Origin of the sequence: Dictyobacter arantiisoli, assembly GCF_008326305.1 — a bacterium.
GTDB classification, from domain to species: domain Bacteria; phylum Chloroflexota; class Ktedonobacteria; order Ktedonobacterales; family Ktedonobacteraceae; genus Dictyobacter; species Dictyobacter arantiisoli.
The window spans coordinates 79,798-93,549 of record NZ_BIXY01000017.1; the positions used below are offsets into that span (position 1 = coordinate 79,798).

10 protein-coding genes are annotated in these 13,752 nt (G+C 46.6%); 8 read left to right on the top strand and 2 right to left on the bottom strand.

Annotated elements, in window-relative coordinates; genetic code table 11:
• The first annotated feature begins 54 nt into the window (after window positions 1-54).
• Window positions 55-2,007, top strand: coding sequence for an MATE family efflux transporter (locus F1593_RS07960; protein ID WP_149401026.1), 1,953 nt, complete (start codon window positions 55-57; stop codon window positions 2,005-2,007).
• Window positions 2,008-2,151: 144 nt separating this feature from the next.
• On the opposite strand, the gene F1593_RS07965 is transcribed toward F1593_RS07960, so the two are convergent.
• Together F1593_RS07965 and acpS are read right to left on the bottom strand one after the other, a co-directional pair.
• Window positions 2,152-2,409 (bottom strand): acyl carrier protein, encoded by a 258-nt coding sequence (locus F1593_RS07965; protein WP_149401027.1) that lies wholly within the window; start codon window positions 2,407-2,409, stop codon window positions 2,152-2,154.
• Between the two features lie 119 nt (window positions 2,410-2,528).
• A complete protein-coding gene (gene acpS / locus F1593_RS07970; protein ID WP_149401028.1) occupies window positions 2,529-2,924 on the bottom strand; it encodes a holo-ACP synthase in 396 nt (131 codons plus the stop codon).
• A gap of 591 nt (window positions 2,925-3,515) precedes the next feature.
• Here acpS and F1593_RS07975 point away from each other — a divergent pair.
• The 7 genes from F1593_RS07975 to F1593_RS28915 all read left to right on the top strand — a co-directional run bounded on the left by F1593_RS07975 (window position 3,516) and on the right by F1593_RS28915 (window position 13,453).
• On the top strand, window positions 3,516-4,712 hold the full coding sequence (locus F1593_RS07975) for an acyl-CoA dehydrogenase family protein (protein WP_172631952.1): 1,197 nt from the start codon (window positions 3,516-3,518) through the stop codon (window positions 4,710-4,712).
• A 12-nt stretch (window positions 4,713-4,724) separates the two neighbouring features.
• The gene (locus F1593_RS07980; protein WP_149401030.1) at window positions 4,725-5,636 is read left to right on the top strand and encodes an amino acid--[acyl-carrier-protein] ligase; all 912 of its coding nucleotides are present in this window, start codon (window positions 4,725-4,727) and stop codon (window positions 5,634-5,636) included.
• Complete coding sequence (locus F1593_RS07985) at window positions 5,633-6,580, top strand: DUF1839 family protein (protein ID WP_149401031.1); 948 nt, start codon at window positions 5,633-5,635, stop codon at window positions 6,578-6,580. Before F1593_RS07980 ends, F1593_RS07985 begins: the two co-directional genes overlap by 4 nt.
• Window positions 6,581-6,592: 12 nt before the next feature.
• Window positions 6,593-9,121: a glycoside hydrolase family 2 protein gene (locus F1593_RS07990; protein WP_149401032.1), complete on the top strand. Its 2,529-nt coding sequence runs from the start codon at window positions 6,593-6,595 to the stop codon at window positions 9,119-9,121.
• Window positions 9,122-9,201: 80 nt separating this feature from the next.
• The gene (locus F1593_RS07995) at window positions 9,202-10,170 is read left to right on the top strand and encodes a thioesterase domain-containing protein (RefSeq protein ID WP_172631953.1); all 969 of its coding nucleotides are present in this window, start codon (window positions 9,202-9,204) and stop codon (window positions 10,168-10,170) included.
• Between the two features lie 113 nt (window positions 10,171-10,283).
• Entirely contained in the window at window positions 10,284-11,186 is a 903-nt protein-coding gene (locus F1593_RS08000) for a metallophosphoesterase (protein WP_149401034.1), read from the top strand.
• Between the two features lie 425 nt (window positions 11,187-11,611).
• Window positions 11,612-13,453 (top strand): hypothetical protein, encoded by a 1,842-nt coding sequence (locus tag F1593_RS28915; protein WP_216368810.1) that lies wholly within the window; start codon window positions 11,612-11,614, stop codon window positions 13,451-13,453.
• Window positions 13,454-13,752: the final 299 nt, after the last annotated feature.

Consider the following 13,752-nt stretch of genomic DNA (forward strand, 5'->3'; position numbering starts at 1 on the left):
CCTGTAGCGCTGCGGGAATGCTTCGCGATATTGCATAAAGAGGGATAAAATTTCGTGCATATATCTGTAACTCAATGGATCAAAAAAAATAGTATTATCTTATTCAATACCGGGTCTCTGGTTGGAACAATGCTGGTCACCTCGTTATTGGGTTTTGCGTATTGGTTAGTTGCGGCGCGCTATTTTCCCTCAGATGCAGTTGGTCTGGCCTCTGCCGCTACCTCATCTATGATGCTTCTCTCGACGCTCCTGGTACTTGGTCAGGGAACTCTATTAATTACTGAATTACCCCGCAACCACGGGAAAGAAGGCTCTCTCATCAGTGCTTCTACCCTGATTGTTGGTGCTGCCAGTTTAGCGGGCGGCATTATCTTTGCGGTATGTGCACCATTCATCTCGCCACAATTGGGCCAATTTGGATCTTCTCCACAGAGTGTGTTTCTTTTTGCACTGGGTGTGTGTATGGCCGCGGTCACTGTGATTTTGGATCAGGCAGTAATTGGTATGCTGCAAGGAGGATTGCAACTCTGGCGCAATGCACTCTTTTCCATTGCCAAACTGGCACTCCTTGCCGTACTGGGCCAGTTTTATAAAAATCTGAGTGGTATTAGCATCTACACTATCTGGACGGTAGGTAATATCATTTCATTGTTACCGCTCTTTCTTTTCATTATTAAAAAGAAGAAAACCTCTCTTAAATATTACATTCCTCAATGGAATACAACGCGTAAAATGGGATCTGCCGCCATCCAACATCATGTGTTGAATCTAGTCTTACAGGCCCCTACACAAGCCCTTCCTATTCTTGTCACCATTCTCCTCTCAGCAAAAATGAATGCCTGGTTTTATATTGCATCGATGATTGCGAATTTTATCTTTTCGCTCTCTACTTCGTTGACGACAGTACTCCATGCGGCTAATGCTGCGCAGGCGGCCACCCTTACCCAAAAGTCACGCCTGACGGTAAGCTTATCGATCCTGGCAAGCTTAATACTTGGCAGTATTTTGATGTTTGGTGCGCAACCCATCCTGCATTTCTTTGGCGAAAATTACGCATTGTATGCTTCTTCGAGCCTGCGCATTTTGCTTCTTGCTGCCATTCCCCTCGTCATCAAAAACCACTATATTGCCATTTGTCGTATTAAAGATCAGGTTGCCAGAGCAATTTTACCTGTGATGGTTGGGGCGTGCCTGGAACTGGGTATTGCAGCGGTCGGTGCACGTTTAGGAGGGCTATCTGGCTTGAGTCTGGGGTGGGTGCTTGCTCTGGTGCTTGAGGCTATCTGGATGTCCCCGATTGTGGCCCAAACTTTAATTGGTCAATCAGCACTTGATCGCTATCTCGATGAAGTTGCCGCTACCGATACTGTGATGCTGCCTGCGTTAAACCAATTTGCTCCCAGCGGCATGATCCAATTATCAACCTTTGGTAATGCTATCACCCTGACAGAAATAGACACCCTGCAATTGCCGATTGTACGTTCTAATACAGCACGCAAACAGCGGAAAGAACATCCTGTAGATAATGGAAATTGGACATCCTTGAATGGAAAAGACAGTAAAAGCCCTTCACTATCTTTGAATAATGTGTATGCTACTCATGCCAATGGACAGGGCGAGGCTATTAATTTTGCGTTTACGCCAGAAAACCTTTCGTCATCAATGGATCAACCGCATGCATATACGCGGAATGAGATGATACCGCAGCGATTACCTGGAGCAATTGCTGATGCCGCTACTGTGAGTATGCCGAAAGTAGCTCCGACAAATGCTATCGCACAGCCAATGAATACCGTGTCTGAACAGTCCGATAGCAATAATGAAAATGATAGTACTGTCCGTATCTCAAAAAAAGAAATCGCCTATCTATATTCTGCGCAAGCCAGGACATCTCAGCAGCAGGTGAGTGAACACAAATCAGAACATAAAGGTTTAAGGCTGCATCCCTTACATTCTCGTGTTCGTATAGTACCGGTAGAGACGGGTAAAACAGATGAAAAAAGCTAATTTCTTGATAGTGGGAGATGTTGAATGTTTTTCATTCAATGCTGGTAGTTTTATGACAAAGAGAATACGCTGAACCATTCAGGCTATTTACAGCCAAACGCAGGTATGAATTTCTCCGTTCAGCTGTAAATGACCATCAGGGTACTAGTTGTTTCCAGCTTCGGGATCATCAAGAAGCTCTTTGACTGCGGTCTCAATATTGGCAATGCTTGCAAACACCGAGCGGCGCAGTAAGCGAGCAGGAAACTCGACCTCAAATTCATCTTCCAGAGCGAGCATGACATTGACCGAAGCATGCGAGGACATCCCGGCGTCGTAGAGATTGCTATCATCACTGAGTATAGATGGATCAATAGGGAGGCGAGCATTTTCTTTTAAAATAGTTCGAATTTTTTCATTCATGGTATGAACTTCCTTTCTTTGTGACAGATGAAATAAATTATTGTTTTCTCGCTAATGTACAGAGAAGGGGTTTTTACTAACAATGACGCTTGTCAGAATGAAATTCTTTTGTTGCTGGATTAGAAAAAATCAGCTATGACAACTGCGGTGGCATAATTTTTCTCATGGCTCAGGCTGACAGAAAGGGCGGCAATGCCCCGCTGTCTGGCAAGGTCTGCCGCTGCCGCGTGAAGTTCAATATCGCACCAGCCGGCTGGATATCTGTGAACTTCAATGTTTAACCAATGTATCACTTCTGTATGCGGGCGCAATACTTTGATGGTTGCTTCTTTGGCGGCGAAACGTACAGCGAAACTTTGCGTCTTGGCGGATGTATTAGAGAGGCTTTGACAGTAGCGTTGTTCTTCTTTTGTATAAACTTGTTCTAGATAGCGACTACCAAACTTATCAATGGAGGCCTGGATTTCGCCTACTTCTACAATATCAATACCAACCCGATATGGTGATAGACGCATTTTACCTTTTTCCTACCTGTATAGTGATAACTAGTCTTTTTGCTGGAGTCATTGTATACTTTTAGCTGAAACACAAGAAATAAGCCAGGCACATCCGTTTAGTTATACGAAGCGGCTTATTTTTGACATGGCTATCATCAGTTTTGTTTAAAAGTTGTGGTGCCAATACAACCCCTGCCTATTATAGGTGCTCTAATTCAGACGTGTCAATCTTATCTGACTGTTCTATAAATGGCAACGTCTTTAGCTATTACTAAATACTATAAATGGTAAAAGGCAAAAGGTTGATTATACTGATAGGCGTTATTTATCCTCTTTTTTAGAATTATTTGTTCCTTGAGCAAATAAATCATTTGTATTATCTGTATAGTAAAACAGTATTATCGCAGATATGTAGAAAGATGAGATTTTGTTTACTCACAATTTATTATGTGATGAAGCAGTATGGTTCTGTATACTCTGTGAAGCCACAAGTGCTAAAATGCCTGGTGTATCATTGTGTTTAAATATATATCGAGATGGCAAAGGAACGTTGATGGATTATTGTAGCAACCAGAGTTTGTTCAAATTATAAGGAGTATGTATTTATCAATGAAAATATTGGATTATAAATCGGATTCGGAAATACTCTTTTCAGATCTACTAGAAAAGGTGCGACGTATTGGTGTGGATGTGCTTCGCCCCGCCGCCAATAGCGTGGATCGTGAGGCCCGTTTCCCTCAGGAAGGCATTGACGCTTTACGTAAGGAAGGCTTGCTGTCGGCCTACGTTCCTCAAACATATGGAGGTATGGGGCTTTCGATTGTTGAATTATCCGCAATTGCGCACGTATTAGGGCAGTATTGTGCCAATACTGCAATGATCTGGGTAATGCACCAGATTCAGGTGGCGTGTATTGTTCATCATGGTCAATCCTCCTCGTTTTTTCAGAACTATTTACGCCAGCTTGTTGAGCAACAATCGCTGCTGGCCTCCATTACTTCAGAGGTTGGTGTTGGCGGTGATGTGCGTACAAGTATTGCTGCTGTCGAGAAAACTGACAGCGGGTATACGTTAGAGAAGCGTTCAACCACATTGTCCTATGGCGAGTATGCAGATGGCTTTTTAGCAACGGCGCGCCGTTCACCTGAGGCTGCTTCCGGCGACCAGGTACTGGTTTTGCTGGAGCGTGCGGATACCACCTTGACACTCACCGGCTCCTGGAATCCTCTGGGAATGCGCGGAACATGTAGCCCTGCAATGAATGTCTCATCTACCTTCAATGAAGAGCATATTTTTTCTACATCCTATTCAGAACTGTCAACGCAGACTATGGTGCCCTTTTCACATTTACTCTGGTCATCTTGCTGGTTCGGGATTGCTACCGATGCACTGGCACGTGCTCGCAAGTTTTTACAGACAAAGGCACGTCAGCTACGGGCATCATCTATTCCTGGTGATACGCATTTAGTTGAGGCCAGCAGTCAACTCCAACTGATGCGTGCGAATTTGCATGAAACGCTCTATGAGTATGCTCAGATGTTGGATACTATGGAGACATTGGATGATGCTGTCTCTGATCTTGGCTTTACCATTAAGTTGAATAATGTCAAAGTCCTATCATCTCAACTTGTGGTGCAGATTGTACAACAAGCGTTAATGATTTGCGGTATGGCAGGCTATTCAGAAGATTCGCCCTTTAGTGTGGCGCGTCATTTACGAGATGCCTATTCTGCTGGTTTGATGATCAGTAATGATCGTTTAAATATTACCAATGCTTCTCTTCATCTGGTTTATAAAGAGCGCTAGAAAGAAAGAATAATGGGACTCTCTACTGAGAATAGCTTTCTCCAACAGTTATTTGATCATGGTCTGTTAATCCCTTCTTCAGTGCCCGGCGTATATGGACGGAGTGGGATATTTGAGAATATTGTCCTGGGCCTTGAGGAGGCTATTACCCGTCTGGGTCGTGACAATAAGACCGAGGTGATGCGCTTTCCGCCTGTGATTACGCGTGCCACAACGGAGCAGAGTGGATACCTGCAATCTTTTCCACATTTGCTCGGTGCTGTGCATGCCTTTACTGGTAATCATCGTGAGCATCGTGTGATGCTCGAGGAAGTTGAGGCCCAACAAGATTGGGGTCATCACTTTACAGCAACCGACGTCGTCATGACGCCTGCAGCCTGCTATCCAGTCTATGCCTCGGCAGCGAATACAACATTGCCAGAGGGAGGCCGTCTGGTGGATGTCTCTTCCTATTGTTTTCGTCACGAACCCTCTACTGATCCTGCTCGTATGCAGTCATTTCGCATGCGTGAGTTTGTCAGGATTGCCAATCCAGAGTCGGTGCAACAATGGCGTGACCAATGGACCACGCGTGGTTTGGACTTCTTACTCTCATTAGGTTTGCCCGCAGTACAGGCCCCAGCTAATGATCCTTTCTTTGGCCCTGGTGGTCGTTTCCTGGCGGCCAGCCAGCAAGAGCAGGAACTCAAGTTTGAGTTACTGGCTCCCGTTAGCACTGAAGAGCCAACGACCGCCATCATGTCGTTGAATTATCATCAGGATCATTTCGGGAAAGACTTCAGCATTCACACCGCCGATGGACAGGTCGCTCATACCGCCTGTACAGGTTTTGGTCTGGAGCGTATTACGTTAGGATTGTTGCGTGCGCATGGCCTGGATGTGGCTGCCTGGCCTGCGGAAGTATCTGGAAAGTTGTGGCAATGAAACAAAGCGTGAGCACCATCAATGTCGCAGAGTATCAAGCGCACTGGCTGCATAATGGCGATCTGAGCTGGCGACAGTCAAATTGTTATGTTGACTTGTGGATTGAAGTATTGCATAGATTGTCCCTGAATCCTATTGCGAGTTTTGCCTTTACGCTGGCGGCGGACTTTGAAGGTGATCAATGGACTTTCTTTAAAGTTCCACTGCATGATTTGTTCCTCCTGTATGGTATCGATGTGCAGGAATTAAATATCTGGCAGTCTCTTTTGGAGCATGTCTCTGTGCAACTCAGCCGTAATCGGCTGGTCCTGGTGGAGGTTGATGCGTTCTATTTGCCCGATGTTCATGATACCAGCTATCAGCAGGCTCATGAGAAGACGACTATTGGGATTCATACACTTGATATTGAGGAGCGTACCCTGGGGTATTTCCATAATAGTGGATATTATACTTTGCAGGGCGCCGATTTTGATGGCATTTTCCAGGAGCGCGCCTTACCACCATATGTAGAGTTTGCCAGGTTCGATTATCTCAACCAGAAGTCGGACGCGGAACTGGCTGCGATCGCATTGGATCTGACAAAAAAATATGTCGCTCGTCGTCCACGGCAAAATCCCTTTATTGAGTATACCCAACAATTCCAGGAGTTTTTTGCGGCTCCGCCAGAGTTGGAGGGTTTCCATAAATATGCTTTTGCGACGTTACGCCAGTATGGTTCTTGTTATGAGTATGCGGCTGTCTTTTTAAAATGGCTGGCGGAGCACGATGTGCCTCGCTGGCTTGTGCCGGCGGAGCATTTTGAAGCTATTTCTGGTACCACACAGATTCTGATGTTGAAGGCAGCACGTATGGCAAAAACGAAGAAACCTTTCGATTATCGTGCATTGCTTGCTTCTCTGCAGGATCATTGGGACCAGGCTATGGATGCCTTGTTGGAAGGATAGGAAGCTATTCTTATGGCATGTATTCGCAACGTTACAAGCTATCAATCTTATCCCTTACACCAGGGCTGGGAACTTGTCTCCACTGCCGCAGGATGCTATCAGAATCCTGCGCAGTTGGAGCAGCATGCACAGGCATGGCTGACAGCCTCCGTCCCTGGCACCGTCATTGAAACGCTGCAACAACATCATCAATGGAATCTTGCTCATCCACTCAATGTTGATAGTCTGGATTGGTGGTATCGTTGCTCTTTTGCCGCGGTTGATGTTGTTGAAGGAACACAACGCGTGTTGAAACTGGCTGGTCTTGCTACTGACGCGACGATCTGGTTGAACGATCAGCAGATTCTGGCAACGGATAATATGTTTCGCTCTTACGAGGTGGATATTACCGCTTTGCTGATGGAACAGAATACCCTGTATATCCATTTTCATTCCTTGCAATCTCTGTTGACCATGAAGCGACCGCGTCCTCGTTGGCGTACCCGGCTTGTCGAGCATCAACAATTACGCTGGCTCAGGACGACGTTGCTCGGCCGTATGCCCGGGTGGTCTCCTCCTTTGCGTCCCGTTGGACCCTGGCGCACGATAGTATTGGAAGATCGTATGCTGTTCGCTCTAGACCAGACGTCACTTCAGACAACTGTAGAAGATGGAAATGGTCGTGTTTCTGTCATGTTTCATGCGCAGTGTTTACTGGATGTTATACCGACCCATGCCTCGCTCATCCTGGATGCGACCGAGTATGCTCTCACTGTGCAAAAAGAATCTGATACGGCATTTACTGTGCGGGGTGAGATTGAGATACCTGCTGTGCAACTCTGGTGGCCGCACACCCATGGCGCGCAACCATTGTATCCTGCTCGCGTAGTGCTGCACTATCCCACAACGCACGCTGAGATTGATTGTGGAAAATTGGCGTTTCGTCACATCGAGTGGCTAGCTGATCCCTTAACTCATTTTGGCTTGCGCATCAATGATGTTCCTATTTTTTGCCGTGGCGCATGCTGGACTCCCCTTGATATGGCAACCCTTTCAGGGACCGCTCAGGAATATACAATGGCACTGCAGCTTGCCCTGCGGGCCGGTCTGAATATGTTCCGCGTGGGTGGCACAATGGTCTATGAAGATGATGCTTTCTATGACCTGTGCGATAAAGCAGGGATACTGGTCTGGCAGGATTTTATGTTCGCGAATATGGATTATCCTTTTGCAAAAGAGGATTTTCTGACCAACTGCCTGCAGGAATGCGAACAGGTACTGACGCGTTTACAAACACATGCTTGCTTAGCCATATGGTGTGGGAATAGTGAGATTTCGCAGCAGGTTGCGATGTTGGGATTACCCGCAGAGATGTGGCATAATGATTTTTTTGAGACTACCTTGCCTGTACTCTGTCAACGCTATAGCCACGCACCTTACTGGTCTTCAAGTCCTGATGGGGGAGCATTGCCTTTTCAAGCTAACGCAGGAAATGCGCATTATCAGGGTGTGGGGGCCTTTCTACGACCATTAGAAGATGCTCGGCGTAGCGAGGTCCATTTCGCAGTTGAATGTCTGGCGTTCGCTAATATTCCTGAAGATAAAACTATCGATCTTTTTATCAAGCCTGAGGAAATGGCGATCCACCATCCTAAATGGAAGGCCAGGGTACCACGCGATGCAGGTGCTCCCTGGGATTTTGAGGATGTGCGCGATTATTATCTCAAACTCCTGTTCGGTCTTGATCCATTAAAGCTCCGCTACAGTGATATGCCTCGCTATATGGATTTAAGTCGAGTTGTGCCTGGTGAGGTGATGGCGGCAGTCTTCGCTGAATGGCGGCGGCAACGTTCTGTAAATAATGGAGGATTAATCTGGTTCTATCGCGATCTCTGGCCGGGTGCTGGTTGGGGAATTGTCGATGCCACTGGCTATCCCAAAGCGTCATATTATTATTTGCGCCGGACCTGGCTTCCGCGAGCTTGCTTCTTTTCCGATGAGGGACTGAATGGCCTATGGGTACATGTGACAAACGATCAGGCTGAGGTATTCCATGCAAAGTTACAACTAGCACTCTATAATGCTTCGGGTACGTTGATGGCTACTGTTACGCGTGAGGTACGTGTTTCTCCCCATGGGGGTTCTGAATTGCATGTGGATGCATTATTCGAGCAGTTTCTCGATTTAACGTATGTCTATCGTTTTGGACCTCCCGGATATGCCTTTGCTGTTGCGACTTTGCAACGAAAAGAGGATGCAGTTGTGGTGAGTGAAGCATTTTATTTCGTTCAAGGTTTACCAACCGAACGTGAAATAAATTCTGGCTTAAGTGCTCAAGGAAGCCTGCAGGCAGATGGAACTTATACGCTGACCGTGAGAGCTGATAAGCTAGCACAGTCAGTTGCAATACACACGAAAAGTTATTTACCTGAAGATAATTATTTTCATTTAAAACCACATGGCGAACGCGTATTAACACTTTATCCCCTGGAAAAGAGTGTTCCTTTGCGTGGATATGTGACTGCTTTAAACACATCTCATGAAGTAAATATACAGGTATAATTGATGATCAGGCTGCTTTTGAACCTCTATCAGGCAAAAGAATTTCGGCTTTGACCTATATGCATAAGAGAGTTGATGGTATGCTAAAAATTACACACATTTTTTATAATCAAATGACACAAACTTTGTCCGTCAGGCATTCGAAACAAGATCCTATTCAGGCCCATACGGACGTGGCATCTACATTGCGGGGTGTGAGTGAACCCAACGAAGTCGTATTAGAGAGTACTCAGGCACCTTTACATACTATTCAAAAAGGCGACCAGCAAACGCGTCCTTTTTTCTTGCTACATGGGAACTGGACAGGTGGGGTACCATTTTATTGTTATACTCTGGCTCGAACTGTGGGACGTCACCAGCCATTTCATGTACTTGATCCTTATCACTATCAAGGTTCTTATAAGCCGGCCAGTATTGAAGAAATGGCTACTGAACATCTGGCGGCAGTGCGTTCTGTTCAGCCCGAAGGTCCCTATTTATTGGGCGGCTTTTGTAATGGATCACTACTGGCTTATGAGATGACCCGCCAGCTGCATGAACAAGGACAACAGGTTGATCTGCTCTTGCTCATTGCTCCGACTGGTATTCCACATGTGCGTCAGGTTATTGTACAGATGATTTCTACTATCTGTAAATGGTTACGCATTAAGTCCAATTACCCGTTGACAGCTTTTCTACGTTTACGCCACGCGATTCGTCATCTGTATCGCCTGACACATGCCGCAGATGATTTGAAGATTCGCGACTTCCCCCAATTAGTCGCGATTGATGGCAGACTTGATGTTATGTTCCCACCTGTGCATGCACTCTATAACGACTATGTAGGAGTATTTACCTGGATTGCATCCCGCTATGAAAAGCACTATATTCCAGAAAATGTTGAATTTATCTGGGCTCAGGAAGAACTTGACAGGCGTTCTGAGTGGCGGAGCATGGATAAAGCTGAAAACTCTGTGATTGTTCCCGGACATCATATGCAGGCAGTTACAGACTATAGTGATTTGCTGGCGCAGGCTTTCAAAGCTATTTTGAGCCAGAAGCAGGGATAGAAGCAAATTTCCACGCAGGATAGCATTCCCAATCCTGTTGTCCTTTTTCAAGGGCATGAAGTGATTGAGAATGTTCCTGATGTGTTATAAAATATGTGTAGAAATAAAAATATATGTCGAAAGAACAAGGTAAGCATTTGATGGTACGACGAGCTTTTTTGAAAGGATCGCTGGCTGCCACTGCAGGGGTTGGTGTAGCGGGAGCGGGGACCCTTTATTATGCACATAATATAGAGCCAACCTGGTTTGATCTTACCCATTATCAATTTCACTTACCTCGTCTGACCTCAGCTTTCCATGGTTATCGCTTACTGCACATTACGGATATCCATGCCGACAATACATTTATGACGGCCCATCGTCTGGTGGGTCTGGTGGAAACCATTAATACCTTGCAGGCTGATATGATTGTGATTACGGGAGATTTTGTTACTGATTATTTGCCAGCTGCAAAGCAGGTGCTGGCAGAGTTGCGTAAGCTCCATGCCAGTGATGGTGTGTTTGGAGTGCTCGGTAATCATGACCATCCATCTGGCGTGGAATGGGTTCGTGAGTGCTTACAGAGTGCTCAGGTAACAGAACTCCCCAATCAAACTCATACACTGCGGCGTGGCAGCGAGATGTTACATCTGGTGGGCCTGGATGATCTCTGGCCGTCAAATCGCGGTAAAGCAGCATCTGTGTGGACTCATCAGCCGCTCCTCCAGGAACTGACAGATTCTTTGCCTGCCGAAGGAGCGGCCATACTCCTTGTGCATGAGCCTGATTTTGCGGATGTTGCGGCCGCAAATGGTCGTTTTGATCTTGAGCTTTCCGGTCACTCTCATGGCGGTCAGGTGCGCATCCCTTTTTATGGGCCCTTGATCCTTCCACAATTATCTCATAAATATCCTTTAGGGCTCTACCATCTTGACAAGATGCTTCACTATACAAATCGTGGATTGGGGATGCTATCACCCCATTTTCGCCTGAGTTGTCGCCCCGAAATTGCGATCTTTGAATTTTTGCACCCCTGAAATTTCATCTCTCCCTTACTTATGATGAGCCGAGCATCTTTCAGCTGACCCTAAACGTTCTTCTCACATGTTCTGGTTAAGACTTCTTTACCTGATAGTGGTACTTTATACCTGAATAAATACCACTCCCGCATAGTTTCATGCAAATATATGCTAGTATCAGATTGAGGGCAGCTCATTGAGAAAAGCTATAAAGACAAGGCTTGCTAAATGCTCCTTGATAGCAACAATGTAGAGCGATAGCACTTGTTAAGTGTTCTCATAAATACTACAAAGAGAAACCAGTAAGGATAGAGTAGCACCTCATGCGTTATTGCTTTTATACTTACAAGCGCTTGCTCGGTCGTTCGTACGACCGGACGTGGTAGTGTGTGTCTGTCTATACGTAGAGGATTTGTTATTGTTGAAAGGGAGTGAAGGAAAAGATGCTTACAAAACCACGCGATCCATTGAATTCTCAGTCAATTTCTCTCTATGTGCGCAAGCGGCGCCGTTTTTCGCCGTTGATGCTCATTGGTGTTAGCATCCCTGTTTTGTTGGCGCTCATCGCAGGTGTTGTCTTAATTGCTTTACCTCATTTTCAATCGCACGCGGCGAACGCAGTTGTAAATATGGATTGTACTTTAACCGTACCAGCGAATCCATTATCCGCACGAGGACTGGCTACCCCCTATCAATTAGTTGCCACGAACGCTGGCAATGGTCCTTGTCATGAAGCAAATGCGAATCAGGGAGCATTTGTGCAAGGTGTCATTTATGATCCTGCAACCGGGAAGTTCAGTGTCTATAGCCCTTTAGTGATCGATCAAAATACCCAACCGGCTGTGGTACCTGTAACGCCAACCTTGCCACCTCATGCGGTGGTTGGATTATGGTTTGGTTTTAACGGTGCTAACCTGACGTTGAAAGGAAGTGGGGCAAGGAATCTGGCACAGGCACGTTGCGTAAATGGTCTCAATCAATCCATTTTTGGACAGTTTGCCTATTGTAATGCGCCGGCCTTTTTTGCAGCCGCCCAGAGAGGTATTGCGGCTGGTAAGGTACAGGTTCCTGGGTTGGGGATGGCTAAAGATGGATTACCATGTCCAACTATGCGCGATTTCAGTGTTGTTGATCAGGATCAGAGCGATAATGTCCAGACTCAATATCTGGCTACTGCTAATGGTCAGACCGCACAACTCAGCGCTGCTAATCAAGCACAATTACAAAATGCAACCAGATTGGGAAACCCGAGTGACAATGCCTTGCTCACAACTTTCATTGATCCTGCATTAGGTTGTCAGCCCTGGCAAGCTCCCAATATTGCTGATAATAACACCATGGTGTCAGCACTACCTTTAGACGAGTTGCAGGCAGCGATGGATCAGCAGGCTCCGATTGCCCAGGTCCCTGCAACCGATCCCATGGTTCTGGTTAATAATAATGCCAGTCTGACAAAAACGAATCGCTATCGAGAGGGCGTGAATCAGATGCCTGCCGGGAGTATGAGACAGGCCAGTGGAACAACCTATTGTGGCAATCTCGTACAGACCGGATTGCCACGTATCCAGAAAGATATGCCATTGACCATTAATGCCACCACACCTGCTGCCGACGCTGCTAATTCGCTCTTCACCTTCCTGGCGAGCCGTTTTATGCAATCCTACACCAATCTAAATTGTGCCGCGCTTCTTAAGCAGCCCAATCCTGTCACGGTGCAAACCGACGGGAATGGAGTGGTGACCGCTGCTACGGTCACTCTGCCTGGCACAACTGGAAACGGTGGTGGACAGCAGACTGCGACAGGTACAGCAAACATCAATCTCAATAGCAGGGCTGGCAATGCTGATATGATGGTGAAGCTTGCGTATCCTAATCATCCTAACCAGCGTATCAATGTTAATCTGGCGACAGGCAGTTGTACCAATCAGCCCTTCTTTACACAGGTTGAACACACTGACGGGCAGGGGAACAGCAATGCCAATGTTGTAATCAAGAATCTGCAAAATGTGAAGACGTTACCCACTAGCTGGTTCTTGTCTGTTACTGACCCCAACCTGAAAAATGCCAATGGGCAACCTACCATCGTAGGTTGCGGAGCCGTTACCGCTACAGGAATCACTGGTAACGCCACGCTGGGAGCCATTTCTGGTACTGGAAATGGAAATAGCCAGGCAACCCCGGTAGCGACTCCAGCGGCAACCCCGGTAGTGACTCCGCCTGCATCTGCAGGACAAAATACGCCCACTAACGGCCCCTATCGGGGCAGGAGGCATCACCGCTGGTAGTCAAATCACCAGTCAATGTTTTCTAATCCTGCGCTCCGTTATGGAGGCTTCCCAATTAAAGGAAAGCCTCCATTTGTTGTTGTTAAGCAACGCTTTTTAGCAGCTATCCGGGTGACAAAGTGTTTGATTCCCACTCTCATCGGGATTTTGTGGCTCACCCGCAGGTGGGCGCTGACGCCTAAGTTTGGTCCAAATTAAGAGCCAGATGCAATGGTGCAAGGAGTGACCGCAATGCGTGAAGCAAGGCCCCAGCTGCAGGCGCGCGGCAATTTAAGGTGAGCGCCTGCACGTGACCATCG

Bases quoted from the DNA above. Each gene is read 5' to 3' on its own strand.
- acpS (WP_149401028.1), bottom strand. From the start codon at position 2,924: ATGCGTCTATCACCATATCGGGTTGGTATTGATATTGTAGAAGTAGGC.
- F1593_RS07975 (WP_172631952.1), top strand. From the start codon at position 3,516: ATGAAAATATTGGATTATAAATCGGATTCGGAAATACTCTTTTCAGAT.
- F1593_RS07985 (WP_149401031.1), top strand. From the start codon at position 5,633: ATGAAACAAAGCGTGAGCACCATCAATGTCGCAGAGTATCAAGCGCAC.
- F1593_RS28915 (WP_216368810.1), top strand. From the start codon at position 11,612: ATGCTTACAAAACCACGCGATCCATTGAATTCTCAGTCAATTTCTCTC.
- F1593_RS07995 (WP_172631953.1), top strand. From the start codon at position 9,202: ATGCTAAAAATTACACACATTTTTTATAATCAAATGACACAAACTTTG.
- F1593_RS07980 (WP_149401030.1), top strand. From the start codon at position 4,725: ATGGGACTCTCTACTGAGAATAGCTTTCTCCAACAGTTATTTGATCAT.
- F1593_RS08000 (WP_149401034.1), top strand. From the start codon at position 10,284: ATGTCGAAAGAACAAGGTAAGCATTTGATGGTACGACGAGCTTTTTTG.
- F1593_RS07990 (WP_149401032.1), top strand. From the start codon at position 6,593: ATGGCATGTATTCGCAACGTTACAAGCTATCAATCTTATCCCTTACAC.
- F1593_RS07965 (WP_149401027.1), bottom strand. From the start codon at position 2,409: ATGAATGAAAAAATTCGAACTATTTTAAAAGAAAATGCTCGCCTCCCT.